This is a genomic window from Reinekea sp. (assembly GCF_046710285.1).
Taxonomy (GTDB): domain Bacteria; phylum Pseudomonadota; class Gammaproteobacteria; order Pseudomonadales; family Natronospirillaceae; genus Reinekea.
Map to the genome: position 1 here is coordinate 84,611 of NZ_JBKEGY010000007.1, position 26,498 is coordinate 111,108.

Below are 26,498 nucleotides of genomic sequence, written 5' to 3' on the forward strand. Positions count from 1 at the left end.
AGGGTGAAAGCTGCGCAGCCAATCCCAAAAATCCTATACTTTTAAACAATTCTCGTCTTGGAATGCTCATTACATTTTATGCTCTTTCCGATAAATACCATTTTGTTCTTGAACTTCACGTACAAAAGCCATGATGTTCGCCATTTCGCTAAAACCCACCTGTGGCTGGGGTGGCATATTCCCATATTGCCAGTGATGCTGTTGTACACCTTTCAAAACTGCACGTGTAAATGAGCCATTATCATGGTGCCCTGGGTTGTAGATGTCGTGAATTAAAGGTGGACCAATTTTCGTACCTTGCCCATTAAAACCATGGCAGGCCGCGCAGTTCTCATTGAATTTAACTTGGCCTGCAGCAGCTCTTGGCGTCAGTGTATCTACTACGACGTCTACATGGCCTTTATCATGGTCTGCGTAAGATGTCGTACTGAATAAAATGATCCCAGTTAAAAAGAATATTTTGATGTTCATATTAATTCCCCTGTTGAACGTGTTCGATCGCTTCTTTAACATCCCGAACGGTTAGCAATTCTGGCAGAAGTATTCCATTTGGTTCTCCAGGACCCAGTACCAAATTGAATGGAATTGCAGACCGATCATATGTCGAAAGTAAAGCTTCAATTCGAGTGTCAGGATGTGTCCAATCTGCCCTCATGCGGACGACATCCTTTTCTTTAAAGTACCTTTGTATTTTTTTAGTGCCCAGCACTGTAGCTTCATTGAATTTGCAGGTTATGCACCATTCTGCTGTCACATCAACAAGCACCGTGTGCTGTTTTGAAAGATGCTGTGTTAATTGGTCTTGCGAATAAGCCTCCCAACGTACGGAGCTTGTGCCAGGAGTTGATATTTGTTGGAACGCAAACAGGCTGCCCATGAGTGAGGTAAGAAAAACCAACAAACTCAACCAGACTGTACGTGTTTTCTTGAACTTAAACAGACTGGCAATCCAGATAGAGATCGTCAATATGATTAGTGATAATCCGCCACTATTGAGATGATCACTTAACAAATACACTAACCAAACAAGTGTGAGCCCAAGACCTGCAGCCATAAACTTTTTAACAACTAACATCCATTTTCCTGGCTTGGGTAGCATGTATATGGCGCTAGGCCAGAAAACAACAGTCCAGTAAGGCAACGAAAGACCTACGCCCAATACGGTAAATATTAGCCAAAGATCGGTAACAGACTGAGTCAGAGCAAACGAAACGGCTGTTCCCAGGAAAGGTGCTGAACAAGGCGTCGCCATTAAAGTGGCCGTACCACCTTGCAGGTAGCTCTTTAACAATCCTTTGCGTTGTGTACCAACAGATGTAAGTCGACCCTGAATAATATCCGGTAATTGAATCTCAAATCGACCTAGCAAATTTGCTAAAAATACAGCCATTAGTACAACGAGAAATAATAGAAACCATGGGTTCTGAAACTGGATTCCCCAGCCTACATAGGCACCGCTGAGTTTTAACAGTGTCAGACCGCCAGCAATTATCCAAAAGAAACTGATAATGCCCATCGATGTCGCGATTCCATGCTTCCTGATTTCAGCAGGTCGAGTTTGACGCAACTCTATCCATGACATGAATTTTATGGACAGCACCGGTAGAACACAAGGCATTGCGTTTAGGATGAATCCACCCACTAATGCAAACGCTAGAATCACCCACAACGATGTTACATTGACATTTGATTCAACGAGATAGTCTGGAAGTTCCGGAACTAATCCTTCGATGAAGGGAGTCTCGATACTAAATGCCTGAAGTGAATCTTTGTAAGTAAATTTTAGTGATGTTTTTATTTCCAGCTCTGGTAATTCGGAAGGCCGTGACCACCAGAACTGAACTCGAGAGCCAGAAACAACTATGGTTGGTGCAGGCCATTCATAGACATACAGGTTTTCAATAAAAGCATCATTTTCCTTTCCGGGCTGGGGTAACGAGATATCAAGATATACAGTATTGGCATCTGATAACGCACTTACAGTCCCTGAAAAACTCTCTTTCGGTTCCAAACTTTTAAATTCGTTGTAGAGTCTCGATGTTTCCCAATCGATTAAGTCGCTACCAATAGAGTTAAACGTTACAGTCAAAGGCAAGGTGAGTGGTAAGCAAATCTCATTACAGACATAGACCGTTGTTTTAACGTCAATGGAATTTGATCGCGTTGATGCTACTCGAGTGAGATCAAAAGGTATGATAACATGGTTTTCATAGCCGTAAGATTGTAAACCTAATAATGTAAATGATTCTGGCGCAGGCCAGTACCACTTCACTTCCGGACTAAGCTCTTCACTTATTGGAACAACCTTGGGAGCTGCACCTGCAGCGCCCGGTACTTTCCAATAGGTTTTCCAGCCTTTTTCAATCTTCAGCTCAAGAGCTAATGGTATTTCTGGTTCAATAGGCAACTGCAACAACGGGCTGATTAAACGGGCTTGTACTGGTCCGTTTTCAACCCAATCGCCTTCTACTGCAAGTGCAGTATTAACAGATAGCAGAAAAAGGATAACTCCAATTATGGTTGACCTCACCAATTAGGCTTCCATTTCTGCGGAAGATTTACTTGGCAAAGCTAATTTTTCTTCCGGTTTCTTTGAGTTTGAAGACGCTTCAGCACCATGACAAGACTTGTGTCCAGGCATCATTTTCATCATCACCAAATGCATTCCCACACAAGCAAGCAGACCGAGCCAACTCAAACCGGCTTGACCGCCTATGATCATGATAAATACGAATGGTAAAGCACATGCGGCAATACAAAGCCACATAATCGATTTTCCAGATATTTTGCTTAAAATATTTTTCATCTATTAGTTTTCCCGTAACTGTTCAAGGGCATTATTTAAGGCTGAAAGGGGCTGCGCACCACTTAAAGGAATTATATTTCCTGACTTGGTATCGACTAAGAAATTTCCAGGAGTGCCCGAGACTCCAGCTTGCTGGCCTTGTTTGTATTGATCTAGAACCTTGTTCTTAAATCGCTCTGAATTAATGCACTCACTAAATTGCTTTTCGTTAATGCCCAGCTCTTTCGCTAACGGAATGAGATTCTTTATTGGAAAGCCATTCCCGTTTGAACGAGTGCGTTTAAAGATTTCTTCTGAGTAGGCCCAGAAGCCTTCATTGCCCGCAATATCACCAGCACACTCAGCAGCCTCGGCTTCTTTTTGAGCCAGGGGATTATGAAAATCCAGAGGGAAGTGCCTGTAAACCCAGTTCACATCGGAATTCTGGCCTACAAATTCTTCAGCTGTCTTATGAAATTTTTTGCAATATGGGCACTCATAATCAGAGTACTCAATTAAGGTAAACCGGGCGTTTTTATCACCATAGATATAGTCTTCGTCGGTTATTGGCAAAATTACTTTTGAACGTTCAGCTTTAGAAGTAGCATCTTCCTGAGCTCGCTGTTGGTTTTGTTCTGCGATGAAATCCAATATGCCTTCGTTAACTGCATTTTGAAATTCATCACTCTTGAGAAATTGTTCAAGTCTCTGATCTACTTGCTGGTCGATTAGATGCTTTTGCTCTGGCGTCAGGTCATCTGCCCACAGCCACGGACTAATTGCTACTAATAGCGCAGCTAAAATTTTACGTATATACACGTGGTATTCCTCTTTAAAAAAACTTAAGAAAACTTATATAAGAGGATTAGATAATCGGAGGAGTTAGATCAGGAGGGGTAGTTGAATTGTCGATACGAAACACATACTTCCATTGATTTAGCGATTTCCCGCGACCAGTTAGGAAATTTATATTTTGAATAGTCGCAAAAGGGCTTTGTGAGTTACAGTTCAATGAGTTCATCTGACATTCAGTGTTACTAGCCTCGCATTCAAGCATGAACTCGCCATGACTCATTGACAGATCTGGAGACTCCATAGAATCACAATGTTCATTCGCATACGACGGATTCGCTAGCCCTTGAAGGCTAGAAAATAGAAGCATCGCGACTATGAGCAGAACACTGATTTTCATAAGTTATCTTATTAGGTGAAGATCAAATTATATTTGACTATTATTCAGTCAAATTTTAACACTTGTTTTACTGCTACGTAACCATTTTTTACCAATCATTGAACTTAACACTGAGTCCCTAAGTATAAAATGGTGATAAAACGCTGCCACTATATGCGAAGTCACTAGTGCGATCGCGATAAAGGTCCCAATCTCATGAACAAGACGGCCTGAATCAAACAACGTTTGCTCATCGACATATTGTCCAATATTCCACAAACCAAATAACTTAGCTCCATCACTCGAATAGAACGCCGTTATTAGTCCTGTTATTGGAATAACAATAGCAAGCATATACATAGAGAGTTGTGCCATTTTTATCATAATCAGCTTTTTACCTGTCAAACCGGAATCAGGGCGTATATCGCTTCGAATGAACCGTTTGTGTATCAATAAGACTGCCGAGATCAAAACAATAGTTCCGATTGTTGAATGATACATGAGCCCCGAAGCTTTATAGCTCTCAGTTAAGTCAAAGTTAAATTGCTGGCCAGCAACAAGTAACAAGGTAAATCCAACCCCCATCGTCCAATGCAGGAACCGATAAGAAATACTGTAAGTTTTAATGCCAACCAAAGAATGATTATTTAGAATAGATGGTACTGTCATTTTCGTCTCCTTCATAAATTAAGAGACCATTGTCCGGTCAAGAAAAACTCCCATCTTGATTCTGGTCAAACTAAACTGTCCAAAAACATACAGTATTAGTTAAAGATATAGTAAGGAAATATGCGCCTTAATAATCTCAGAAATACATTGTTTACGGCAACACTACTAACTCCAAATCAATCAATGACATTTCCAAGGTTCTCGCGCGGCATTGCACTTAATATTATCATCAACAAATCGGTACCAACCAATCGTCCATCGTTTCAACCGATTTCCAATTAATAATATGTGATTCTCTTGAAGAACATCTAATATGTCATCTATAGAAAGATGCAAAGCATCATATCCCACGGTTAGTCTTGAAGATTTATTACAAAACTCTAATTTCACAAAGTCCACACCGTGCCGATTTTCAATGTCTTTGATAGCATGATCGGTATCGATAGAAAAATTTCTGACAACAAATAGATGCCTAATTACAGATTCACTCCTGAAGGAAGTGTCTTCATTTCGAAGATTCATATAGTCACCTCTCACATATTCAACAATGATCGCGCTCGATTGTCTTTTCAGTACTGAATTCGATATCCAGACTATGATTTCACCTCTAAGACACCCTTGTACATTTGCATTTGGCAATGAAACTCATATACACCTTCCTTGAGGTCGCTCAGTTTTATCAGTTTCCGTTTATTCAACGGTAAAACTTCAGAAACCTCTAAACCGGGAAACTGCACAGTTTCTGCACATGGCGATGCATCCTTCCTTAAAAATTCCAGCTCAATTGAACTGCCCGGTTTAGCTTCGATTCTGGAAGGCTCGTAAATTCCATCTCTTACTACAATGGGCAAAGTCTGATTCCCTGCTTTAACGCCTTCTTTTTTGGTATAAAACCAGAACCACCATGCAATTAGACCAATAAGCATGAATCCAAGAATATTTATCAATAACATAATGACGCTCCTCTAATGCTGGCCAGGTTTAAATAGTCGAAGTCGATTGGCATTGGTTACGACCGTAACTGATGAAAATGCCATTGCAGCACCAGCAATTACAGGGCTGAGTAACAGTCCAAATATCGGATACAGAAGACCTGCTGCAATTGGAACACCAGCAACGTTATAAATAAAAGCACCAAATAAGTTTTGTTTTATATTTGCGAGCGTGGCTTTACTTACCGCAATAGCATCTGCCAAACCGTGCAGCGAACCGCGCATTAACGTTACATCTGCGCTTTCCATTGCAACGTCGGTACCAGTGCCTATGGCAAACCCTACGTCGGCAAGCGCCAACGCTGGCGCATCATTAATACCATCGCCTGTCATACCAACAATTTCACCTTCAACTTGTAGTTGTTTCACTTTATCTGCTTTTTCTTCTGGCATCACTTCAGAGAAAACTTCCTTTATCCCGATTTTCTTCGCAACGGCATCTGCCGTCTTCTTATTGTCACCCGTTAACATTACGACACGAGTACCCTGCTGAATGAGGCGTTCTATTGCTGCTTTTGAGTCAAGTTTTATTGGGTCTGAAACTGCAGCCAATGCAACCACGCGTTGGTCAATGGCGAAGAACATGGGGGTTTTTGCATCTTCAGCAAGACGGTCTGATTGAGACATAAAAAGAGTGTTATCGAGATTAAATTCGTCCATCAGCTTTTGATTGCCAAAAGCAAGTTTCTGCCCATCGACGATTCCGGTTACCCCTTTCCCAGATAGAGCCATGAACTCCGATACCGAAGACAGTTCAATATTTTCGGCTTTAGCTGCTTCAACAATGGCTTCAGCTAAAGGGTGTTCTGAAGCTTGCTCAATGCTTCCTAATAAAGAAAGTACGTCGGCTCTGCTATAGTTTTCGACAATTTGTAAATCAGTTAACGCGGGCTGACCTTCTGTAATTGTTCCGGTCTTATCAAGGATCATTGCTGTGATTTTTGAGGCTGTTTGCAGGGCTTCACCATTTCGAATCAAAACACCGGATTCTGCTGCTTTACCGACGCCAACCATAACAGACATTGGGGTAGCCAAACCAAGTGCACAAGGACATGCTATTATCAGAACCGTAGTCGCACTCACTAGCGCATAGGCAATCGCGGGGGCTGGCCCAAAGTTCAGCCATACCAATGCACTTACTACTGAAATAATCATGATAACTGGCACGAAATACGCTGATATGACGTCAGCCAAGCGGCCAATTGGAGGTTTTGAATTCTGTGCCCGCTTAACCATCTCAATAATCTGAGCGAGTGCTGTTTCAGATCCTACCCGCGTTGCTTTGAATAGAATTGAACCCGATTTATTTATGGATCCGGCGGCTACCTCATCTCCTGGCTGTTTTTTAACAGGTACGGGTTCACCAGTGAGCATGCTCTCATCCACAGTAGTTTTTCCATCGACCACTTCTCCATCAACAGCAACTTTATCACCTGGTTTCAAGCGAACAATGTCACCTAAAAGAACTTGCTCTATATTGATATCAACATCTTTACCGTCCCGAATAACTACGGCTTTCTTGGGTTGTAAACCGATTAAACGTTTAATAGCCTGAGATGTTTTCCCTCGAGCTTTGACCTCGAGTGCCAGACCCAGATTAATCAATCCAATGATCATGGCCGTCGCCTCAAAATATACATGACGGGCCATTTCAGGAACCAGGAATGGCGCAAAAACGATCACCATTGAGTACACCCAAGCGGTACCTGTTCCCAATGCGATTAACGTATCCATATTTGCCGAATGATTTAAAAACGATCGCCAAGCACCGACATAAAAATGGCGGCCTGACGTTAACATAACGGCCAAGGTCGCCAAACCCACAACCCCCCAGACAACTTGTTCACTGGTCGTTGATACGTTCATTTCCCCAACGACTAATGAATAAACCATCAACGGAACACCCAATGTGAGGGCTATCGCCATTTGGCGGAATAACTTCTTCTGATGTGCGAGATCGGCCTCTTCTTTCTCGTTCAAAAATTCCGCGTCATCTTCTGCTTTCATCGGCTTAGCATTATATCCTGCATTTTCGACGGCTTTTATCAGGTCTTCAGCGTTCGCATCACCAGATACCTGAACGGTTCTCTGAGCAAAATTCATTTCAGCTTTATGAACGCCTTCAACACTATTTAGTGCGGATTCAATCTTTCCGACGCAACTTGCACACCCAGCACCTTCAATAACAAGATCTAAGGGTTTACTGTTCATATTAACACTCCTTTTCATAACTAAGTACACGCGCAGAAAAACCCGCAGCTTTTGCAACGCCTACAATTTTTGACGGCGTTAGAACTGTCCTATAAACGGCTTGGCGCTCATCAAATGCAACTTCACTGAGTTCATCAGTTCCAGAGTTTTTGAAAGCTTCAATAAATTTTTATGCCCAGCAGTTACAACAGCATTCGATTTCTATCGTCGCAACGTTCATATAAGTACCTCTCGTTTACTGCTGACAAATTCTAGTGCTTCGAGTGACTAGAAGGTCAAACTTTTTAACCGGAGTTATTGTCATTTTTTTGTAAATAAAAACTGATCATTCAAGGAAGCTAGTTAGATTTAGCCAGGTAATTAGAGCCCTTCCCAAATGAATTCACGGCTGGATTCCCCAGCCATATCAGCAATTACTATTTTCACATTTGATCCTATTTTCCCCGGCACATTAAAAACTAATTCGCCTTCATTGTGATGACTGTATAGATCTGGAACACTTATTGGCTTGATCTCTTTGCCATTTATATAGAGTGTCGTCGACTCTTTTAGATTAAAGAATTCAAAGCTAACAGTATGCGTATTAACATACATGGTAAAAACTAACTTCCCGTTCTCAAACGACTTTGGCTCAATCTCTACCAAAGCATTATCGGCCCCTAAGTTTCCAGTACTGATTAGTGCCCCTTCTATGCTAAAGGCGCTAACCGAAAGGATTAAAGTAAAAATAAGAAATAGAGGGTTACGCATCAGTTGATACTCCGCAGTAAAGAAAAGATTAAGTAGGCTATGGAAAGGTAGATAGCTATAACCATTAATTTTTGAAATGACAACGAGCTAAAGTCAACATTATCACTGTTTAGATATAAACCGTGTTTTTGAATTGTTGATAGCATGAATAGCGATCCAATGAGATTACTGGCGATGCCCAACTCGATAAATTGCACTTGATACTTTCCAAAAAAAAGCCCAAAGGCACCGAGCCCTAAAAATGGTAGAATCTCAAATAAGTGATGGGCGCAACACGCCAGCATCGCAGTTCCGGTTACACCACCCGAAGCGGCCATTTGACGGGTTTGATCGTCGCACGCGGTGTTTAAAAACCGGGAGTATCTCCTTTGATAGAGAAACAGAGTCATTTGGGTAGTAAATCCTAATAGAAGTACTGTCATCCAGGGTCCATAGGTAGCGAACTGAGCGTTCGCCATTCGTGTACCTCCCATCAAAAGAACCAGCAAACCGTAGTAGCTTAGGGTGACTGTCGTTGATACAAGTATTGCATACGCGACAGAGGGATAGATTACGTACCGTTTTAATATCCTGGTATTTTCATCGACCGAGGTTAACAGCATAGATTGTTAATCCTATTAAAAGTTTCCGATCCAATAATATTTGGATCGGAATTTCCTTATTTGACGTTTTCAATCATTGATTTCATTTCAGATTCAGATATTTCACCACTGGCATATCGGCGCTTAATAATACTCACAGCACTATCTTCGTCCAGTTTTCCTGTTCGCTTGTTGTTGACCATGCTAAATACCCATACACCCAATGCAACCAATACAATCCAAAACAGTCCCATACCCATAAACATACCCCCAGAGTACATATGCCCGTAGCCCATTCCACCCCAGTCCGCACTTGCTATTGGCGAGAGAAAAGCTGCCATTACTAATAAATATGTTTTCATGCCTTTACTCCTCTAACCGTTATCACACTAGTGACAAAACTCATTCTTTGAGTTCCACAAATCTGCCTGTTCATCCGTTAATGTAGTTTCAAACTGCTCATACAGATTAAGATGAGTACCCATGAGTTCATAATTCTCATCCATCATGGACATCATCCTCATGTGTCCAAACGAATTTTTACCTTCCAATTGCTGGGATTGCATCACCACTTGCATCTGAATATGCGATGCTTCCAATTGGGATAGGATCGCAACTTGTTCATTGGTTAATTCCAAATCCACCGTTAATTGCTCAAGATCAAACATAGGCTGATTAAAATTCATTCCCATCATGCTGCCCATATGCCCCATACGGCCCATATTCCCCTGGTAAGCCGATGTTTCAACGGAGCCACCGTGTGCTACTGCAAATCCTGCTAGTGCCACACTGGCTGACAGAAGCGTTTTTATTATTACTCGTTTACCGTTCATGAGATTGCCCTCTCGTTGGTTGATGGATCCTATTATTAACCAAGCCGCATGTCCCCTTGATTACCGAAACATTAACAATCGGTAATCTTCAGCTCTTACAGATAGGTTATACTTAGGTTCTTGAATATGAGGTTTTACTATGAAAATTTTGGTTATAGAAGATGATCTGACATTAGCCAGTTTCATAACCAAAGGTCTGGAAGAAGCCGGTTTCACTACAGACACCTGTCATGATGGCAAAGAAGCATTATTTTTAGCGGCATCTGAACACTACGATCTATTAGTATTGGATAGAATGCTGCCTAACATCGATGGCATGACTATTTTGAGAACACTGCGTGCGTCCTCAAACAAGGTACCCGTACTCATTCTCAGCGCGTTGGATGAAGTGGATCAGCGAGTTGAGGGCCTTGCCGCAGGCGCAGATGATTACCTCACTAAACCATTTGCTTTCAAAGAACTGCTCGCCCGAGTAGAAGTGCTTCTCAGAAGAGAAACGTCAAAAACCGCGGAATTAGCGCTTATTGAAATTGCCAACGTCCGTTTGGACCTGAGAATGCAGAAAGTCTGGGTAAATGAACGCGAGGTTGCATTCCAGTCAAGGGAGTTACGACTGTTGGAGTATTTAATGCGCCATGAAGGCCAACTGGTAAGCAGAACCATGTTGCTAGAAAATGTATGGGACTACCATTTTGACCCACAGACGAACGTAGTCGATGTCCATATCAGCCGTCTAAGGCAGAAGCTTGACACTAGTGGTAAACCAAGCTTAATTCGAACAGTGAGAGGTTCTGGGTATGTCTTTGAAAGCCACAATTAATTTACTGAGAAGTTCAAGCTTTCGGTTTGCATTACTCACCGGCTTTACGATTTGGTTAGCAACCTCCGTTGTGCTTATTCTCGTGTACTTTAAGTTGGAAAATACAATCTGGCAAAGTATTGATAAGAACCTAGATGAACAAACAGAGCAAATTCTAGCGCAAGCCGTAAAGCAACCTGATGTTAGTGTTGAGGAACTTGTTGAAGCGTTTAACTTCATGTCTCGTACAAATTCAATGACATTTGAAACGAACGGTATGAATATGATGGCTATGCATAACTCACCCGCAATGAAATCGTTGCACAGCGCAATGGGTGTTGCTAATCCACCCAATCACATGATTGATGACAATCAAGCACTCACAAGTAATCAGGGAAATTTGCAGTTTACCAGAGAAGTAACACTTCCCAGCGGACAGATAATTTCAATTTCACAAAATATTGACTATTTAGATCAGTTGCAAACCAGTCTTTGGCAGAGTCTGCTATTTGGTTTATCAATAACCTTGCTAATTGCGTTTGCCGGTGCGCTTCTTTTGACACAACGGAGCCTTCGGCGCATTCATGAAATCAATCTTGCCTGCAAAACGATCATGCAAGGAAATTTGAATCATCGTGTTCCATACAAAAATACAACTGATCGGTTTGATGATTATGACCAAATGGCATCTGTTATTAACTCTATGCTAGATGAAATAAATGACCTAATTGCTAAAGTCAGGCATGTGTCTGACAATATTGCACACGATTTAAAATCGCCTCTTGCCCGATTACGGGCTCAACTCGAACTCGCAAGCTCGGAATTGAATTCACCTTTCTTAGATGAAGGAATTAATGAAGTTGATCGGCTACTTGCTATGATTAAAAGCTTACTTGGAATAGCGCGTATCGAATCCAAGAAAAAAGAAAACTTCGAAACAATAGATATGTTAACCATAGCGAATGATGTTGTAGAAATGTACCGGCCGGCTTTTGAAGATAAGAAGATATCCCTTCACTTGGACGCTGAGTCAGGAAAAATCAGAGCTAATAAAAACCTATTGTCTCAAGCTCTGGCAAACCTTATGGACAACGCGCTTAAATTCACACCTGAAAGAGGCGCAGTTTCGATAACCGGTGCGTTGATCGATAACCGAGACTACAAACTTTCTATTCAGGATTCCGGACCTGGCGTTCCAGAAAAAGAAATGACGCGTGTTTTTGAGCGTTTCTACAGAGAGGACAGTGCAAGAGACACTTCTGGATTTGGCCTGGGATTAAGTCTGGTCGAAGCGATCATTAATCTTCACGAAGGTACGATTAAACTAAGCAATAATGAAGGGCTACTAGTACGTTTGACGCTACCAAAGTCCAGTTAACGTACTACCGCTTCTTAGGGATGATAGGAGGCTTGTTGCAGCAATGAGGATTTTTTAATGTAGCGTTTGAGTAGGCATTTTCATCGATATAGGAATACCATTTGCTTCTCAACCTGTTTTGCCAGAACCTATCTAAGTCGATGCCTGAGTCTTTTAAACTTTCCTCAATCTCTGGCCATCGAATATCAGTCACACTGTATTTGAGCGTTAATATAGAATTTTTGATACTGAATTTAGTTATGTTACTGAGTAAAAGATACTCTGCGAGTTGCTCGCTAGATGAATCGGTAACCTTTTTTTCTAGCTTTATACGACAACTAAGTTCGAATGCTTCTTCATTCATCATTTTATCCCGCCATTTCTGGCGGGTTCCTCAGTAAGTTATTTTTCGGTTAACAGATATTCTGATATTGCCATTAAGTCCGACCAACTCAGGTATCGAGTTCCACCCATGATCACTTCGCCCATACTTCCTCCCAATGCGTCACCCTCAGGCGTCGTTCCAGTTTGCAAAGCATAGGCTAAATCATCCTGTGTCCAACCAATGTTTAATAGCGAAACTGCATCAATGGGTGGAGCGAACTCATCACCGGGTAAATTATCGCTTCCATGTAGCGATTGTTCAATTTGTAATGCGCCTGCAAAATTCCGAGGTGTATGACATGCCGCACAATGCGCAGGGCCCTCCATTATAAACTTCCCACGATTGTAGCTTTCCATTTTATCGCCTTCATACTCATACTTAACTGGTTGAGCGAAAACAGTACGCCAGGCTTTTATGCCGCTTCGGATATTAAACGGAAATGGTATTTCCTGCTTAGGATCTGGTCTGTTGCTTGCCGGAACTGTCTTAAACGCTCCCCACAAATCAGCTATATCTTGATCTGTAAATGCACTATAAAACTCGTATGGAAACGCTGGGTAGTATGGCTCCCCGCTTGGCGAGATTCCCTGCCGCACGGCAATATCAAACTGTTCGATGGTCCAGTTCCCTATGCCATGTTCCACATCCTGCGTAATATTTGGAGCGGCAAAGCTGCCAAAATCTGATTCAAGAATTGGTCCACCTGCCAGCGGCCCTCCTTCTGAATCTGGGTCGGTATGACACGCTATACAACCGGCCATTCGCGCGAGGTAGGCGCCATTTTTAACGTTAGCTGCCAGTATTTCTAGATTCGATTCAGCAGCCATGGGTTTGTTAAGCCAAGTAAGGACAATGGCAGACGTAAGTACTATTCCCGAAACTAAACTGACTAAAACTGATTTCTTCATCAGTTTTTCTCACTTCGAAAACGAGTGTGACAAGCAGTACAGTTTTGACTGAGCTTCTTAAATATCTCAACAGTTGGCATTTCCGAAAGCATTTCAACAGAAGGAATTGACTGACTGTCGATCATCATTCCCATTCCATCATCTGTCATCATTCACATTCCATCATCTGTCATCATTCACATTCCATCATCTGTCATCATTCACATTCCATCATCTGTCATCATTCCCATGCCACCTGAGTTTGCATTATCTAAAGTTAATTGAGATGTTTTTAAAGCAGATTGAGATAATGCCTTTGCAATGATTTCCAACTCATTCGCGTAAGTTTCAAAACGGTCCCATTGAGTCCAAATAGCGGGTTTCGCTTCACTCGGGTCACCCTCCATACCTTCCGGAAACATCATTAATAGATGCTGACCTGATTGATTAGCAATTCTTAATGCCAGTTCACTGACAAGGCTTGAATCATATTCAGTTTTACCTCGCATTATTGGTGTTAATGTTTTCATTGCTTTTGACATATCGGACATGGCATCCATTCTCTCTTTAACAATACTGGTTGCACCACCATGCGCGAATAAATTCGTTGACAAAAACGACAAAGAAAACACGACAGCAAGCGATCCAAAGAAATATTTCATAGACATAGTTCTACCTCTAATAGTAATTAATAGTGACAATCAAAATAGATGTTTTGTGACTTACTCTTGCTAACGAACTATTGGAGGAGGGTTTTCTGGAGAAGAAGCTAGTTGATCGAAATTGCCGGTCTGGCTAGAAAGTTTTTCAGTCATTACTGGTTGATCACTGACATCCGATACTTCGGGGATATCCAATGTTAAATCAACGTGACTGACTTGCTGATGTGAGTGAGAATGTGGGGTAACGTCATCGGCTTTGTGGTGATCCTGAACAGAACTCAGGTCGACTGTCGATATATGAAATAGATGAGCGCCCGCGAAGACTGGTTGCGAAACTGCAAGAATCAGTACAAGAGTTCGAACTACGTACATTAGGGCAGACCAATAAGGCATTCGTTTTATTCAGTTTTATTCAGTTTTATTCATACTTACGTAGCAGTATAGCCTCAAATTCATCCAAAGAAAGCAGTATTTGATCGTAGTTTTGAAGTAGAATGTAAAATTTGGTTATAGTACTAACTTCCTGCTTTAGAATAATCATCAATTAATAAACACGAGAACACACTTTATGACCCGATGTCTCTTATGCACTCTCACCTTATTTCTTTCAGGAATAGCCTCTGCTAATTCAATTTTATCTGTCGATTGGTCGAACTCCGGCCAAACGTTATATGCATTAACAGAGCAAAAAATCCTTATTCTAAAGGATGGCTCTATCTCCGAGAAATCGGGCCCTAACAAGGTTATGCGTGATGCAACTCTGTTTGAGAATGATACTAAACTATTAGTCGGGTCGGATAATGGTGCATTTGTAAACGACCTAACCATGGATAGCTGGGCGGAAAGAAATCAGGGATTGGAGAAACATGCCATTAGCTTTGTATTTACTAATGTTGAGCTTCAAAATGTCCTTTACGCTGCTACACAAGATACAGTTTATAAACTAACACCGGATGATTCTGGCTGGGTAAATATGGATATCGGGCCAGGTGGGGAAATAACCGATTACCTGCATAGCAATATGCCGGACAGCATGGATACCGGTTGGATTTTTGCAAGCTCCACAAAAGGTATTGCATTTACCGCGGACTGCTTCTGCTTTTGGCGTGATGTTCGTAACTTCAGCCACAACGTCCAGGCAATTGCTTATCAGCCTGAAAGCCCAAGTACGTATTACGCTATTACAGAAAAAATGTTATTCACAACAACAGATGGTGCTCGCACGTGGACAGAGATGAGCAACGTACCTTTTTCAGATGCAACCTCGCTGGTTGCGGCAGGGTTAAACAATCTTTTTGCAGGAACTGAGTCTGGTTCCATTTGGTCATTCGATCGAAATTCAAATGAATGGAAAAAGGTTTATTGATGAAATTTCTTAAATTTTGCTCCGTACTGTTAACACTGTCCTGGTTATCACTGGCAAACGGCGCAATGGCTGATAACAATGGCGAAGTGCTCTATAACCAATATTGTTCAGTTTGCCACGGAGTGATTGGCCAGGGGGATGACCGGTGGCCAGGACTAAACGATACAGGGGATATGACTGCACCACCACATAATGAAAAAGGGCATACTTGGCGGCATTCATCTGATGATCTTGTAAAGATGACGTTAATGGGTCATAGAGATCCGTACAACGCAACAGAAATATTAACAATGCCAGCTTATGAAGGATTACTAACTGAGCACCAAGTCTTGAGTATTATAGAGCACATCAAATCTTGGTGGACCCCAGATCAAATAGAGAACCAGAGGAAATTGAATCAGTGAAAGAGTAAACCTTTATCATAAGAAACATAGCGAGAAGTTAAATCGGAACATACCAAACGAAATCAGACTTCCTTGAGCAGTATTAGCATTTTCATTGAAATCATTTTTTTGACTGAATATCTGCCACCTAACTACTAGTGCAATAGGACCTAGGTTAGAAAATATGCGTCATTTGAGCTGCCAACGTCCGCTAATGGATTTTTTAGAATCTACTTTTATCTTTTCGTATTTTCTGAATTTACAAGCACTTCAAAAGCGTAGATGGAATAATAGTAAACTGCATGTTCAATTAGTGCTTTGCAAGAACGAGTCATAATTCCTTGCCCATAAAAGCGTTCAGACAACCAGAATGCCAGTTGAGCTGACTGTGCCTCAATGTCAATTTGGTTAAATCCGATTGAACCGACGACTTTCTTATTAACGTGGATAACGTAGGCAGCCGCGAGTTTTCTTTCATATAAGAACTGAGTGACTTTTATGTACTCTGAATAATTTTCGATACCTTTCAATCGTTCCGGCCATGAAAACCACCGAGACAACGAATCACGTTCATGGTCTACCAACTTCAAAGTAATATGTTCATCTACTTGAATTGTTTTCATAATTCGACAACCTGTCAAAAGATCAATGCTGCCAGGTTTTCTGGCAGCATATCAAAGTACTCTACATGACTTTTTTTAATCGACCGTAGTCACCCCGGGTTTTTAAAATCAAAACGATGTCGCTTTCATTTCTGTTTCGGAAAAACCAACCGTGGTCACCGGTAAAGGCCGCTTCCAACACGCCTTCCTGAAAAGGAACGCCTCGGCCTTTTTCGTAACTGATCGACTGGCCTGAGCCATTACCATGAGTGTCGTAATTAATTGGACCTCCTTCAGACTCCCAGAAAAATTCGGCTTTCTCCCCTTCCTTCATCGTCAGTTTGTATTCCGTGCCCTGGCCTGGCGTAAGCGTAAAAACTATTTCATCTCGCCAGACCTCTTCTACCGGAATAGCTTCCTCAACTGCTTCACCTTCTTGAACGGCCGACTCTGCTACTTCAGTAACAACGGTTTTCTCCGTTAACGCTTCAGAGACAATCGCTTCACTCACTTGTGCGTTTTGCTGAGTATCTGCTTCGTCCGCGGCGGCTTCATCTTCTAGCTGCTGCTTATTTTCACCCATTTGTGTGAGCCCCAATAGGCGGCCAGTGCCAGTTGGGTCGATGCCGAATTCCGCGGGCAAAACAATGGTGGCTAGCACTACCATTGCGACAACTAGTGCAATAATGGTGGACTTGACCAACTGCATACTCGAAGGCAACTCGTGTTTATTTGGAACATTTGAATTGTACATAACTTAACCCCTTAACCTGGTACCACATAACCAGTAACTTGATAACCAATTAACATAAAGCCCGCGCTCATCACGACGACATTGACCGTATAAGCCTGCGCCATAAACCGAGCAGATCGCCGCCAAAAGCCCATAGCGATCATGATTAAGGCAAGCGCGGAGAGCTGCCCGATTTCCACGCCAACATTAAAGGCAAGCAAGTTTGGCAGCAGACCATCGCTGGCAATTTCATAATCCAGAATTTTGGAAGACAAACCAAACCCGTGGAATAAACCAAAAATTAGGGTCGCAATCTTCGTATTAGGCTGGACGCCAACTCGCCCCGGAGATACGCTCGGTTCCCGGTTTTGACAGTGTTTATACATATCGACACCTCATCAATGGTTCATTTGCATTCATCTTTTCAGAACGTACCTGACAGATCGATTCTGCCTTTTCCCTATCGCTCACGACCCGTGCTCTTTACAGGGGCCGTATAGGGCAGTTTGATCCCAGTATCTGGCTACCGAAACCGAGGGGCCTCCCCTCATCTTTGATACAGCAAGAAAGACTTTCGCCTTTCGTCATGGCACACGAGCGCAGCGGAAATGCTATCCAGTGCAGCGCCTTGTATCGCCAACTGTAGTGGCACACTAAATAGGTTTAGAAGACTGACATTTAAAGCGAATTTCTGGTTTAGATGGATATCAGAGTAGAGGTCTATTTCAACTAACCTAAAATTTTGGTGTTTTAAAAGCTGGACAATTTGTGGACAAAAATTGGACAAAAATAATTTCGAACAATTTGTCATGGATTAGCTGACAAGTAACAACGATTTTCCGGGGGTAGCCTTACCGTTCAGAAACCCCATTCTAGAGCCCTAAAACGCAAAAACCCGCCATAAGGCGGGTTCTTTTTGTCTGGTAGGACTATCCAGATTTGAACTGGAGACCTCTGCCATGTCAAGGCAGCGCTCTAACCAACTGAGCTATAGTCCTGAAGTGGGGCGTATAATACCCAAGTATTTCGCTTGTGCAACTATTTTGAGTGAAAAAATCATGTTTTTCAAGCGGTTACGCTCTTCTTGGAGCTGTTATGGTTAAAATTCAGCCAATATTGGTAAATCTCGACTGCTTCACAATTATTCAAATTATCGGCTCAAGTTTGATAATTCTGTTAAACCAATGTTCCAGAATGCAGGGTTAGTCACAAAAACAAGGGTGAGTTTGTTACCTATACAATTTATCATTCTCCAATAATTGTTAATCAAGGATTGATTCACTATGAGCGCGATTGCTCCATTCCCAACACTTGTTGGCTCACATTTTATTGCAACGGTCATTGCTGTTCAGCACGGTCAAGCCATTTCCCTTAGGTTAGCCAACCATGAAGTTCTTGAAGTTTCTGGTCATGCTAGTAATACGCCTGCGTTGGCTTCTGATGACCAAGTTATTGCGCAGAATATTGACGGGCAAATCTTTGTACTCGACCGTTTACGTTTGCCCCATGAGCGCCCTTTTTTAGAGAACCGCGAAGGCCAACTTAGTTTAAATGGAGAGCAGAAGTTATCTCTGAACGTAAGTGATCATTCTTTGGAGGTCAATGCAGATGGCGATGTTGTCATTGATGCTAAGAATATATCGAGTGTCGCCAGTGAGCTTAATGAAGTTAAAGGTAAGTTGATTACGATAAATTAACTAGACATGTATCACTTTAACTTACAGGCCGATACTGCAGCCTTTGGCAGATATACGCACGCCTTAATCACTCAATATAAAAACCGCCGCCGCTGCTTTGAGCAAGGCTATAGTGCTGAGCAATGTGAACGCGTTGATCATAAATTGGGTTGGCTTTTGCAATGTTTTTCTCTTTCTCCAGTAAGTATTGCACAGGCAATCAAGTTAACTGGCTCAGTCAACATAAAAAGGCCAGAACAACTCTTTAGCTATCTTTGCATTGCTCTGCAAACCGAAACGGAAGCGCTGGTTATTGATGTTGTTAATACTTACTTAACGCATAATCACTTTTCTAATAGCGATATGAATACAGCTATTGTCGATGCATTTGTATTTTGTAACGCCTATAAGCATCGAAATTTATGGAATGCATTTTTTCAAAACATTGATAAAAACCTGGCGATGGAATTAAAACAACAGGTTGCGCTTTATGTAAATGAAAGCGATAGGCGTGAATGGTTGCCGCTAAAAAATGATTTACTGAGTCAACTTCAGCTACGAAGATCTGGCCAGATCGAAGATTCCAATTTGCAGCAAAAAACCCTAGCCAACGGGATAAATGAAACTCAGCTCTTTAGCTTAAATTGGGCAAGTAAACTGCCAAGCAGCACAGATTGGGCTGAACTCCAAGCATTAGAATTAGACCAGCCCGAGAACGTATTTCAGATTTATGCACTGTGGGGAGGTAGTGACGCTCTGCTTCGCATTGTGTATGCCTTACAACACCCACGTTTAAACTTGGCAGCTTATAAAGCCTGGTTGTTCTTAACACAACTACCTTTACCTTTAACGCCCATGTTACAAGATCGTAAAACCGGCCAAACCGTCGGCGATGTAGAATATGCTTGTGCTAAAACAGCGAAAGAAGCTTTAGATTCGATAACCTGGTTTAAACAAACCCAACCGTTACAACGCGAATGCCAAATCAACTTACTATTCAATGCTTTATTTTTATCTGTATCTCAACATGACAATGCCATTTGGTTGGCCTTATTAACGCGGCTTAACTGCAACGAAGGTCAGCAACTCCTACAAAGTCTATTATTCGCTGAACGCCAAACAATGTTATTGCACGTTAAAAACCAACTAGCATCGAGTAGTTCGTATGAACATTGATAATAAAAGCCAATGGGCATACTGCATAGTCCCGCAATGGACCATAGACCGTAACCTTAAGCCTCTTCTAGTGGTTAAAACAGGCTACCAATGGGATGACCAAGGCGTACTAACCCCCTTACCAGAAACTGATATTGAAATTGAAGTCGTCGATCGTTTTTATGACGACGATGCCCAAAACAAGAGCCTTGCTGCTTGCAATGATATGGTTCCGTTTAAAAAGGGTTTTGAACTTTTTCTGACGGGTACTGCGCACAGTTTAACGCCAACCCAATCGATCATGGTGGGTATGGCCTTGCAGGATACAACTGCTCGAACTTTATGGCATAAAAAGTGCCGTGTGACGGGGGTGCGCCATTGGCAACGTGGTCTATTGGGTTGGCAGCCAAGCGAGCCCGCTTTGTTCCAAAACTTAGCCATGCAATATGAGTTTGCTTATGGCGGTACCTGCAGTAAAAATACCGACAAAACCTTTCGTGAAAACCCTATTGGTGTCGGCTATAAAATAAGCGGTGAGCAAAAAAGTCTACCGCGTATTGAGCAAGCACCCTGGTTGTTTAACCCTAAGCAAAGCAGATCGCCTGCTGGGTTTGCAGCGCTTGCCCCACATTGGAGCCCAAGGTTAGAACGATTGCAATCTTTAGATGCAGAAGCCGCAGCGCAAGGTGCCTGTCCATATTCTTGGCCTGTAGACCCTAATTTATTTAATGCGGCACCTGAAGATCAAATTTTAACTGAGCCGCCTAATCAACACTGCCTATTACAGTTACAAGGGCTGCACCCAAAGTATGAAGTTCAAACCATTGCGCTACCTAAGAACACTCCACAAGCGCAGTATAAAACTGCCCTGTTACCACTGGTATGGGACACACTAATTATTGATGCCGACAAACAAAGGTTGTACCAACTTTGGCGAGTCAGTATACCAATAACTTTGTCTCAACTACCGTCTCTAACACTGACGTTGAGCAACGCTGTAACTTGCGACGAAAGCGAAGTAGCCTGATGGTTAATTTTTCACCTGAGCATACACTTAACCACCTTTCTCGGCTGCAAGTTCAACATGTTGAAATGTTGAACGCAGCGGGCTCTATTCCGATACAACTCTGTACCGATATTGAATTGGCTTATCCACACTACTTTGAACATAAAGAAATTGTTACCCATTACCATTGCGATAGCCCGATGCCTGTAACCCTGAACCCTATGGCTGAAATAACGGGAAATACACCGAGCATGCGCTGTAATCAACTACTGAGCCTTTGGCTTTCGGAGTGTGCATATAAAAATGAAGCGTTGGCGATGGTATTTGTGTTGTGCCCAATTGACTGCAATACGAGTTTAGTTAAATCAATATTCGTCAATGCTAAGGAGATACATATATGCCACCAGTCAGTAGCATATTTGCAAGCCATTGATTATTGGATACGCCATGCAGAAGCTAATCAAATGTGCCTAGTGATAACAGTCGATAGCTTAGTTGACTTGGCTGAATTCTCGCAACAGCAAAGCCCTTTGTTCCATGATCTAAACCCCGATGGGTTAATTGCCAGCGAAGGGCTTACCGCCATTCGTTGTTCAGTCGCACCAGAAGTAAAAGAGCCCGTGTTAATTGCTGACGAACCCTTTTACCAAAAAGCCGACACCGAAGTTACCGAAACACTAACTCAACTTTTTAGCAAAGCTGAAGATTTATCGCCTTCGCTCATTAGCAATCATGGTATTGACACAAACGCGAACCATGAAGTGTATCGCGCCATTCCAGCACACCATCTAATACAAATTCGCAAAAGCTTAGGTGATAGCGGCTTAAACGAGTTAGGACTGGCAATTGCGCTGGCTGCTTCTCGTTCACAATGGACTGAGCACGATCACCATGGGGTCTTGTGGTTTAACAACCAATCTCGGCTGCTATGGCCCAAAGTTTATTCAGAAAATACAGAATCAACTAATCAAGGAAGAAATGATGAGTAATGTATTAATCAACGGCCGGAGTGCCGTTCATGCCGACTCTGGCGGCACACTCATGACAATGGATATTTGCTTAACGAAAATTGGTCGCTCTACTGTACCCATACCCTACCCAAACGTCGCAGTCAGCAAAGACGCTGATAAAACTGCAAGTTCTGTGTTAATTAACGGGCAACCCGCTTGCACCCAGTCTTCTGTTTTTGCAAAGAGCAAAGGTGATGAACCGGGAAATAGAAAAGGCATCAAGTCACGTAAAAAAGGCGCCGAAGCCAACTTTCTAAGCGCGAGTCACAATGTGCAAATTGAAGGTGAACCTGCTGCACGTGCGCTTGACCTCATGGTCTCGAATGCGAAAAACACTCCACCGGCCCCTTTAATGCAGAGCGTAGGCTTACCGCCGCTAGCAAAACAGGTAACACCCCCAAATGAGCTAGAACCGAAAGAGCCTAAAACAGCATTGAGTGTTCAGCAAGATGGCGCCCAACATCTAGCACTACACATAGACATTGCCAGTGCTAATGCAGAATAAAACGGATTTAACAATGTACTGTGGAAAAAGGAACTTCACATGGTAGATGCAACAACCAGAGAGCTTGTAAGTGGATTCAATGAAGAAGAAACTATTGAAAAGGATTTGTTTTTATCATTTGTTGATACGAAAGAAGCACTAAATAAGCCCTATAAGCTGTATATTGCGACAACCGATACCTACGCGGTCGATGAACCCCCTGCGGCGCCACAACTACAGCTAGCCACGGTTAATTTTCAATTAATAGTAAACCAAGAGTACGAAACGAAAGTGCCAAGTTCTGGTTGGCTATACCTATTTTTAAACGGCAAGTTATGGCGAGAAATAAACATTAAAAACCAACGCCAATACGCTGATGTAAACCTTTTTAACTTTCAAGGGTTGCCAGAAGGTGAGCGATTAGCAACCTGCTCGCCTCGGGATCATATTGTTATTCCGGTAGCATTTGAAGGAACGCCTTACAGCGTGCAAGTTGCCTACTCTAAGGTTCAATGGAGCTGGCATTATATTGAACAACTGGGTGGACTAGATAGTAAAGCCACACGGTTAAATACACCCGACGCGAATGAACTGCGAGATAAACGCTGCACCGAACTCGACTATTTTAATGACAAAGAAAATACAAAAGACCCTTTTAGCTTAAGCTCAAAACAACTACATGAGTTTCAAACCCCAACCGAAACTAAACAAGACATTCAATTCTCTATACCCAGCTGGTTAGACATGGCTGCGGATATACAAGCCGAACATGATGCCGCACTAGGGGCTATCGAAAGCCTCATAACCGTCCAAACCGAAGATACTGGCTATTACCCTAAAGACCACGTAGATAGGGTTCGTATTGCATTGTTGTTGAACCAACACTATTTATATGGCAATCAAAAGGCAAATTTTAACACCCTTGCCCAAGCGATCAAGCAATCCAATTTCACCCAATATGATGGTACCTATAGCACTGAAAAACTAGCAAGAGCCCATGAATGCTTAGACCTAGCAGCATTAGAACGAACACTACAAACTCAACGCTTTGAGGCACTCGTAGAAGAGGCTCTTAACGCAAAACATAAGATAATCTCATTGCTTGGTGAGTCACGTTTCGTTGCCATGCTGAGCGATTATGCCAGTTTAGGTACAGAACAAAAAAGTGCCGACCGAATACAAGGTTTACTCGCACTTGGCGAAGTATTCGAAGGCTTTACCATTGACCCTATGCAGCAAGTTGAGCCCTTTTTAGTTGATTATTATAAGTACGAACAATCTGAATACTGGCACTTACGTCAAAACCCCATTCCAGAGTTTCTGGAGAAATTAACAGGCCTAAGTGAAACGCCGCATCCGCTATTTGAAGTCACCTTTAATTTTGCCCAACTGTACCCTGAGTTATGGCAAGAGTTCCAAAAAAATAATTCAGCCTATCAAAACACCCCCATCGAAGAAATGACCTACGCCCAACGTTACAACCCAAATATAAGCGGCATAGGTGACCAGCTAGAAGAGTTACATGGGGTAGCAATCGCCAATCAGCTTATTAAGCAGTTACTTAAGCTTATGGCCGGCTTTGTGGCTGTTGATGAAAGTAAATTAGATTCTTGGGCTGTAAAAACAAGCTCGAAGGATATTAGGGCTAAATTAGTAGATACAGATGGCTATGATGACGTTATTCAAAAGCGGAAAAAAGAAATTGAAAGCTTGGAGAAAGAAAGGACGACGCTTGAGGGTCAAAGAGAGCCGTTGAATAAAAAAATAACTGAGCTTTCAGCAAAAATAGATGGCGAAAAAATAGATTTAGATATCGAAATGGAGTCTCTTTCAACCAAGTTATCTGAATACCAAAAGTCAAAACCTACTGAAGCTGAACTTAATAAGCTAAAGGAGCAAAAGGTTTCAATTGCAATCCATGAACAGAAAATAGCCGGTTTAAAAGTAGAGAAAGCAAGTCAACAACGTCTACTTACACAGAACCAGTTAAGTATTGCAGAAATAAACACAACCATTCGTACTCAAAAGCAATACCAAACCCAGCGTCAAGCCAATCAAAACACTCCTGTTTATAGTCAAAGAGTGTCAGGACAACTTACCGAAGGCAGCAGTACCAAAAACCACCTTTTTATGGGAGAAGCCAGTCAATTTATCGCGGGCAAGCGGATTGCCAAAGTGAAGGTAGACCTACAAGATATTATTGACGGAAACTTTCCAGCCCACCTATCACCTCTAAACAAGCCAGCAATTAAGGCGTTGCAACAACGCTTAAAAAGTGGCTTTCAGCAATTGCATACTCAAGGTGGAAAAACCAATAATGTGAATGCGCTGGGTATTAACTTCCCAGTATCGGCCAATGCACTCAATGGGGATCGCACCAATATAGATCTCGCTTTAAATCAGTTAGCCGCGGCAATGTTAGACACTAAAAACAAAGTTCCAGCTCATACTGTCGATATGTATTGCCTGAAAGCAGACATTGACATTACGCTCAGCGAGAAAAACTGGAGCACCTTACAACGTAAAAGCACCTCGGATGCTTTATACCTAGACTACCTCAATCTAAATAAAGGGTTAGAACTGACCAAAACTGAATTTCAAAAACAGCAGAAGATTTTGGCGCAACAAAAACAAAAGCTGGAGCATATTTCGGCACAGAGAATCAAGGTAATTGATCAAGCATCCAGTTACCAGCAAAAAAACCACCAACTGATGCTGAAAGACCAGCGCATACATTCGTTTCAAGTAAAGTTTCAAGGCGGTGTAGCAGCCTTTGAAGTATATAATATGGCATTGAAGTGGCGTGCCCTTGTAAAAAACCCTTCAAATAAGGCTTGGATGGATGCTAGTCTCGCTAGTATAGAGCTTGCTGGTTCTCTTGTTGATACCTTTGAAAGTGGACTTAGATCTTTCTCGCCAACATCAAAAACTAACTACCATCAACATTCAAAGTCATTTAGAAGAACTCTCCGATGGGTTGGGCGTGGCCTAGGTATAGCCGGTGGTTTCATTGCTATCCATTCAGGCTATCAGAATGTTATTGCGGCCAAAGCACTGAGTGACAACGCCCGTCTATGGGGTGGGGTTACTGAAATAGCTTCGGGGGTAATGTCCATTATAAGTATAAGTTTAATCACCATTTCTGGGCTAACTAAGGTCGCATTTTTAGCAACCCTAGGCTTTTGTTTCGGGCTTGGAGCGCTAGCATTAGGTTTAGTTAGCTTAGCATTTGTACTTTTTTATGAAGATGAAGATGGCAATTTTTTTGACAAAGTGGCTGAAAAAGCCCGAAAGAGCGCTCAAAACAGAACAGAATCAAAGATATTGAAAATGTGTACTTTTGGCATTGACCACAATCGCTGCACTGAAACTGAAGGTTTAGAAGATTGGCAAGAGCCAACCAAATGCTACGCAGGTTTACGGTCCTTTTTCTCCCAACCTCAAATTAAAATAAGTGCTGATCACAATATTGGTTTAGTTAAAATCGCGATACAAAATAGCGCCTTAGAACAGAATCACAACACTAATACCGAAGTCTATATTCGAGGTGACGAAAATTATTTTTCAAATGACGGTATACCTTGGCAATCGCTGTATACACAAACGGTTCTAGATCGAGCTACCCAACCCGATAATAGCCTTGAGACCAAGCTATCCTCTAATTCAAAAACCTATGGCGTAGACTACAACAGTTTGGCAAGAAACATATCCGTCAATCTCCAATCTGGCGTTCAAACCCTATCCATACCCATTGCATTGTTTAAGCAAATGAGTGAGCAAAGCCGATGTGATGATTTCTATTTCCGTGTTTTAGTGCGCGGTATACCCAAGGTATCAAATGGCATAGAAACAATTTTCGGCTTGCCTAGGAAATTTGCAAATCTATCAAACCTAAACTCTGATTTAGAGGTATCACGAGTCGATCAAGAGCATTTTTATCAACACAGTAATAGTACCTGGTGGTACTTAGCCGAAAAACAAATAGACCTAATATAGGATAC

The 26,498-nt window shown here is 42.1% G+C and carries 29 protein-coding genes and 1 tRNA gene; 10 read left to right on the plus strand and 20 right to left on the minus strand.

Annotated elements, in window-relative coordinates:
• Positions 1-69 precede the first annotated feature (69 nt).
• From ACI882_RS07065 to ACI882_RS07115, 11 genes are all read right to left on the minus strand, one after another.
• Positions 70-471, minus strand: a complete 402-nt coding sequence (locus ACI882_RS07065) for a c-type cytochrome (RefSeq protein ID WP_411745298.1) — start codon at positions 469-471, stop codon at positions 70-72.
• Position 472: 1 nt separating this feature from the next.
• Positions 473-2,530: a protein-disulfide reductase DsbD family protein gene (locus ACI882_RS07070; protein WP_411745301.1), complete on the minus strand. Its 2,058-nt coding sequence runs from the start codon at positions 2,528-2,530 to the stop codon at positions 473-475.
• A gap of 3 nt (positions 2,531-2,533) precedes the next feature.
• The gene (locus tag ACI882_RS07075) at positions 2,534-2,806 is read right to left on the minus strand and encodes a DUF2933 domain-containing protein (protein WP_411745299.1); all 273 of its coding nucleotides are present in this window, start codon (positions 2,804-2,806) and stop codon (positions 2,534-2,536) included.
• 3 nt (positions 2,807-2,809) lie between these two features.
• Positions 2,810-3,604, minus strand: a complete 795-nt coding sequence (locus ACI882_RS07080; RefSeq protein WP_411745300.1) for a DsbA family protein — start codon at positions 3,602-3,604, stop codon at positions 2,810-2,812.
• Positions 3,605-4,025: 421 nt separating this feature from the next.
• Complete coding sequence (locus ACI882_RS07085) at positions 4,026-4,625, minus strand: cytochrome b (protein ID WP_411746542.1); 600 nt, start codon at positions 4,623-4,625, stop codon at positions 4,026-4,028.
• A gap of 593 nt (positions 4,626-5,218) precedes the next feature.
• Positions 5,219-5,578 carry a cupredoxin domain-containing protein gene (locus tag ACI882_RS07090; protein WP_411743698.1) on the minus strand — a complete coding sequence of 120 codons (360 nt, stop codon included), beginning with the start codon at positions 5,576-5,578 and terminating at the stop codon, positions 5,219-5,221.
• Positions 5,579-5,590: 12 nt separating this feature from the next.
• A complete protein-coding gene (locus ACI882_RS07095) occupies positions 5,591-7,846 on the minus strand; it encodes a heavy metal translocating P-type ATPase (protein WP_411743697.1) in 2,256 nt (751 codons plus the stop codon).
• A gap of 342 nt (positions 7,847-8,188) precedes the next feature.
• On the minus strand, positions 8,189-8,578 hold the full coding sequence (locus ACI882_RS07100; protein WP_411743696.1) for a hypothetical protein: 390 nt from the start codon (positions 8,576-8,578) through the stop codon (positions 8,189-8,191).
• A complete protein-coding gene (locus tag ACI882_RS07105; RefSeq protein WP_411746541.1) occupies positions 8,578-9,000 on the minus strand; it encodes a hypothetical protein in 423 nt (140 codons plus the stop codon). Before ACI882_RS07105 ends, ACI882_RS07100 begins: the two co-directional genes overlap by 1 nt.
• A 236-nt stretch (positions 9,001-9,236) precedes the next feature.
• Positions 9,237-9,521, minus strand: a complete 285-nt coding sequence (locus ACI882_RS07110) for an SHOCT domain-containing protein (protein WP_411743694.1) — start codon at positions 9,519-9,521, stop codon at positions 9,237-9,239.
• 27 nt (positions 9,522-9,548) lie between these two features.
• Positions 9,549-9,992 (minus strand): hypothetical protein, encoded by a 444-nt coding sequence (locus tag ACI882_RS07115; protein ID WP_411743693.1) that lies wholly within the window; start codon positions 9,990-9,992, stop codon positions 9,549-9,551.
• Positions 9,993-10,131: 139 nt separating this feature from the next.
• On the opposite strand from ACI882_RS07115, the gene ACI882_RS07120 reads away from it, so the two are divergent.
• Complete coding sequence (locus tag ACI882_RS07120; protein ID WP_411743692.1) at positions 10,132-10,812, plus strand: response regulator transcription factor; 681 nt, start codon at positions 10,132-10,134, stop codon at positions 10,810-10,812.
• Positions 10,790-12,169, plus strand: coding sequence for a sensor histidine kinase (locus tag ACI882_RS07125; RefSeq protein WP_411743691.1), 1,380 nt, complete (start codon positions 10,790-10,792; stop codon positions 12,167-12,169). Before ACI882_RS07120 ends, ACI882_RS07125 begins: the two co-directional genes overlap by 23 nt.
• 4 nt (positions 12,170-12,173) lie before the next feature.
• On the opposite strand, the gene ACI882_RS07130 is transcribed toward ACI882_RS07125, so the two are convergent.
• From ACI882_RS07130 to ACI882_RS07150, 5 genes are all read right to left on the minus strand, one after another.
• Positions 12,174-12,515 carry a hypothetical protein gene (locus ACI882_RS07130; RefSeq protein WP_411743690.1) on the minus strand — a complete coding sequence of 114 codons (342 nt, stop codon included), beginning with the start codon at positions 12,513-12,515 and terminating at the stop codon, positions 12,174-12,176.
• Between the two features lie 35 nt (positions 12,516-12,550).
• Entirely contained in the window at positions 12,551-13,441 is an 891-nt protein-coding gene (locus ACI882_RS07135; protein WP_411743689.1) for a cytochrome C, read from the minus strand.
• Complete coding sequence (locus ACI882_RS07140) at positions 13,441-13,593, minus strand: hypothetical protein (protein ID WP_411743688.1); 153 nt, start codon at positions 13,591-13,593, stop codon at positions 13,441-13,443. Before ACI882_RS07140 ends, ACI882_RS07135 begins: the two co-directional genes overlap by 1 nt.
• 48 nt (positions 13,594-13,641) lie before the next feature.
• A complete protein-coding gene (locus tag ACI882_RS07145) occupies positions 13,642-14,088 on the minus strand; it encodes a c-type cytochrome (protein WP_411743687.1) in 447 nt (148 codons plus the stop codon).
• 63 nt (positions 14,089-14,151) lie between these two features.
• The gene (locus tag ACI882_RS07150) at positions 14,152-14,454 is read right to left on the minus strand and encodes a hypothetical protein (RefSeq protein ID WP_411743686.1); all 303 of its coding nucleotides are present in this window, start codon (positions 14,452-14,454) and stop codon (positions 14,152-14,154) included.
• Positions 14,455-14,650: 196 nt separating this feature from the next.
• Here ACI882_RS07150 and ACI882_RS07155 point away from each other — a divergent pair, with 196 nt between their 5' ends.
• Positions 14,651-15,448: a hypothetical protein gene (locus ACI882_RS07155; RefSeq protein ID WP_411743685.1), complete on the plus strand. Its 798-nt coding sequence runs from the start codon at positions 14,651-14,653 to the stop codon at positions 15,446-15,448.
• On the plus strand, positions 15,448-15,852 hold the full coding sequence (locus tag ACI882_RS07160) for a c-type cytochrome (RefSeq protein WP_411746540.1): 405 nt from the start codon (positions 15,448-15,450) through the stop codon (positions 15,850-15,852). The genes ACI882_RS07155 and ACI882_RS07160 overlap by 1 nt, the downstream gene beginning before the upstream one ends.
• Positions 15,853-16,067: 215 nt before the next feature.
• On the opposite strand, the gene ACI882_RS07165 is transcribed toward ACI882_RS07160, so the two are convergent.
• From ACI882_RS07165 to ACI882_RS07180, 4 genes are all read right to left on the minus strand, one after another.
• Entirely contained in the window at positions 16,068-16,454 is a 387-nt protein-coding gene (locus ACI882_RS07165) for a GNAT family N-acetyltransferase (protein WP_411743683.1), read from the minus strand.
• 61 nt (positions 16,455-16,515) lie between these two features.
• Positions 16,516-17,187: a hypothetical protein gene (locus ACI882_RS07170; protein ID WP_411743682.1), complete on the minus strand. Its 672-nt coding sequence runs from the start codon at positions 17,185-17,187 to the stop codon at positions 16,516-16,518.
• A gap of 11 nt (positions 17,188-17,198) precedes the next feature.
• Positions 17,199-17,552, minus strand: coding sequence for a HupE/UreJ family protein (locus tag ACI882_RS07175; protein WP_411743681.1), 354 nt, complete (start codon positions 17,550-17,552; stop codon positions 17,199-17,201).
• A 535-nt stretch (positions 17,553-18,087) separates the two neighbouring features.
• Positions 18,088-18,164 (minus strand) — tRNA-Val (locus tag ACI882_RS07180).
• A 285-nt stretch (positions 18,165-18,449) separates the two neighbouring features.
• Between ACI882_RS07180 and ACI882_RS07185 the strand changes: the two genes are divergently transcribed.
• Genes ACI882_RS07185 through ACI882_RS07210 form a run of 6 tightly spaced genes read left to right on the plus strand, consistent with a single transcriptional unit; the run spans position 18,450 to position 26,493 of the window.
• Complete coding sequence (locus ACI882_RS07185) at positions 18,450-18,863, plus strand: hypothetical protein (RefSeq protein WP_411743680.1); 414 nt, start codon at positions 18,450-18,452, stop codon at positions 18,861-18,863.
• Between the two features lie 6 nt (positions 18,864-18,869).
• Positions 18,870-20,018 carry a hypothetical protein gene (locus ACI882_RS07190; protein ID WP_411743679.1) on the plus strand — a complete coding sequence of 383 codons (1,149 nt, stop codon included), beginning with the start codon at positions 18,870-18,872 and terminating at the stop codon, positions 20,016-20,018.
• On the plus strand, positions 20,008-21,024 hold the full coding sequence (locus tag ACI882_RS07195) for a DUF2169 domain-containing protein (RefSeq protein ID WP_411743678.1): 1,017 nt from the start codon (positions 20,008-20,010) through the stop codon (positions 21,022-21,024). Before ACI882_RS07190 ends, ACI882_RS07195 begins: the two co-directional genes overlap by 11 nt.
• Entirely contained in the window at positions 21,024-21,992 is a 969-nt protein-coding gene (locus ACI882_RS07200; RefSeq protein ID WP_411743677.1) for a hypothetical protein, read from the plus strand. Before ACI882_RS07195 ends, ACI882_RS07200 begins: the two co-directional genes overlap by 1 nt.
• The gene (locus tag ACI882_RS07205) at positions 21,982-22,518 is read left to right on the plus strand and encodes a DUF4150 domain-containing protein (RefSeq protein WP_411746539.1); all 537 of its coding nucleotides are present in this window, start codon (positions 21,982-21,984) and stop codon (positions 22,516-22,518) included. Before ACI882_RS07200 ends, ACI882_RS07205 begins: the two co-directional genes overlap by 11 nt.
• Before the next feature lie 39 nt (positions 22,519-22,557).
• Positions 22,558-26,493 carry a hypothetical protein gene (locus tag ACI882_RS07210; RefSeq protein ID WP_411743675.1) on the plus strand — a complete coding sequence of 1,312 codons (3,936 nt, stop codon included), beginning with the start codon at positions 22,558-22,560 and terminating at the stop codon, positions 26,491-26,493.
• Positions 26,494-26,498: the final 5 nt, after the last annotated feature.

Excerpts from the sequence above, each read along its gene's own strand:
- ACI882_RS07065 (WP_411745298.1), bottom strand. The coding sequence starts at position 471 with ATGAACATCAAAATATTCTTTTTAACTGGGATCATTTTATTCAGTACG.
- ACI882_RS07075 (WP_411745299.1), bottom strand. The coding sequence starts at position 2,806 with ATGAAAAATATTTTAAGCAAAATATCTGGAAAATCGATTATGTGGCTT.
- ACI882_RS07085 (WP_411746542.1), bottom strand. The coding sequence starts at position 4,625 with ATGACAGTACCATCTATTCTAAATAATCATTCTTTGGTTGGCATTAAA.
- ACI882_RS07090 (WP_411743698.1), bottom strand. The coding sequence starts at position 5,578 with ATGTTATTGATAAATATTCTTGGATTCATGCTTATTGGTCTAATTGCA.
- ACI882_RS07095 (WP_411743697.1), bottom strand. The coding sequence starts at position 7,846 with ATGAAAAGGAGTGTTAATATGAACAGTAAACCCTTAGATCTTGTTATT.
- ACI882_RS07100 (WP_411743696.1), bottom strand. The coding sequence starts at position 8,578 with ATGCGTAACCCTCTATTTCTTATTTTTACTTTAATCCTTTCGGTTAGC.
- ACI882_RS07105 (WP_411746541.1), bottom strand. The coding sequence starts at position 9,000 with ATGACAGTACTTCTATTAGGATTTACTACCCAAATGACTCTGTTTCTC.
- ACI882_RS07110 (WP_411743694.1), bottom strand. The coding sequence starts at position 9,521 with ATGAAAACATATTTATTAGTAATGGCAGCTTTTCTCTCGCCAATAGCA.
- ACI882_RS07115 (WP_411743693.1), bottom strand. The coding sequence starts at position 9,992 with ATGAACGGTAAACGAGTAATAATAAAAACGCTTCTGTCAGCCAGTGTG.
- ACI882_RS07120 (WP_411743692.1), top strand. The coding sequence starts at position 10,132 with ATGAAAATTTTGGTTATAGAAGATGATCTGACATTAGCCAGTTTCATA.
- ACI882_RS07125 (WP_411743691.1), top strand. The coding sequence starts at position 10,790 with ATGTCTTTGAAAGCCACAATTAATTTACTGAGAAGTTCAAGCTTTCGG.
- ACI882_RS07130 (WP_411743690.1), bottom strand. The coding sequence starts at position 12,515 with ATGATGAATGAAGAAGCATTCGAACTTAGTTGTCGTATAAAGCTAGAA.
- ACI882_RS07135 (WP_411743689.1), bottom strand. The coding sequence starts at position 13,441 with ATGAAGAAATCAGTTTTAGTCAGTTTAGTTTCGGGAATAGTACTTACG.
- ACI882_RS07140 (WP_411743688.1), bottom strand. The coding sequence starts at position 13,593 with ATGATGACAGATGATGGAATGGGAATGATGATCGACAGTCAGTCAATT.
- ACI882_RS07145 (WP_411743687.1), bottom strand. The coding sequence starts at position 14,088 with ATGTCTATGAAATATTTCTTTGGATCGCTTGCTGTCGTGTTTTCTTTG.
- ACI882_RS07150 (WP_411743686.1), bottom strand. The coding sequence starts at position 14,454 with ATGTACGTAGTTCGAACTCTTGTACTGATTCTTGCAGTTTCGCAACCA.
- ACI882_RS07155 (WP_411743685.1), top strand. The coding sequence starts at position 14,651 with ATGACCCGATGTCTCTTATGCACTCTCACCTTATTTCTTTCAGGAATA.
- ACI882_RS07160 (WP_411746540.1), top strand. The coding sequence starts at position 15,448 with ATGAAATTTCTTAAATTTTGCTCCGTACTGTTAACACTGTCCTGGTTA.
- ACI882_RS07165 (WP_411743683.1), bottom strand. The coding sequence starts at position 16,454 with ATGAAAACAATTCAAGTAGATGAACATATTACTTTGAAGTTGGTAGAC.
- ACI882_RS07170 (WP_411743682.1), bottom strand. The coding sequence starts at position 17,187 with ATGTACAATTCAAATGTTCCAAATAAACACGAGTTGCCTTCGAGTATG.
- ACI882_RS07175 (WP_411743681.1), bottom strand. The coding sequence starts at position 17,552 with ATGTATAAACACTGTCAAAACCGGGAACCGAGCGTATCTCCGGGGCGA.
- ACI882_RS07185 (WP_411743680.1), top strand. The coding sequence starts at position 18,450 with ATGAGCGCGATTGCTCCATTCCCAACACTTGTTGGCTCACATTTTATT.
- ACI882_RS07190 (WP_411743679.1), top strand. The coding sequence starts at position 18,870 with ATGTATCACTTTAACTTACAGGCCGATACTGCAGCCTTTGGCAGATAT.
- ACI882_RS07195 (WP_411743678.1), top strand. The coding sequence starts at position 20,008 with ATGAACATTGATAATAAAAGCCAATGGGCATACTGCATAGTCCCGCAA.
- ACI882_RS07200 (WP_411743677.1), top strand. The coding sequence starts at position 21,024 with ATGGTTAATTTTTCACCTGAGCATACACTTAACCACCTTTCTCGGCTG.
- ACI882_RS07205 (WP_411746539.1), top strand. The coding sequence starts at position 21,982 with ATGATGAGTAATGTATTAATCAACGGCCGGAGTGCCGTTCATGCCGAC.
- ACI882_RS07210 (WP_411743675.1), top strand. The coding sequence starts at position 22,558 with ATGGTAGATGCAACAACCAGAGAGCTTGTAAGTGGATTCAATGAAGAA.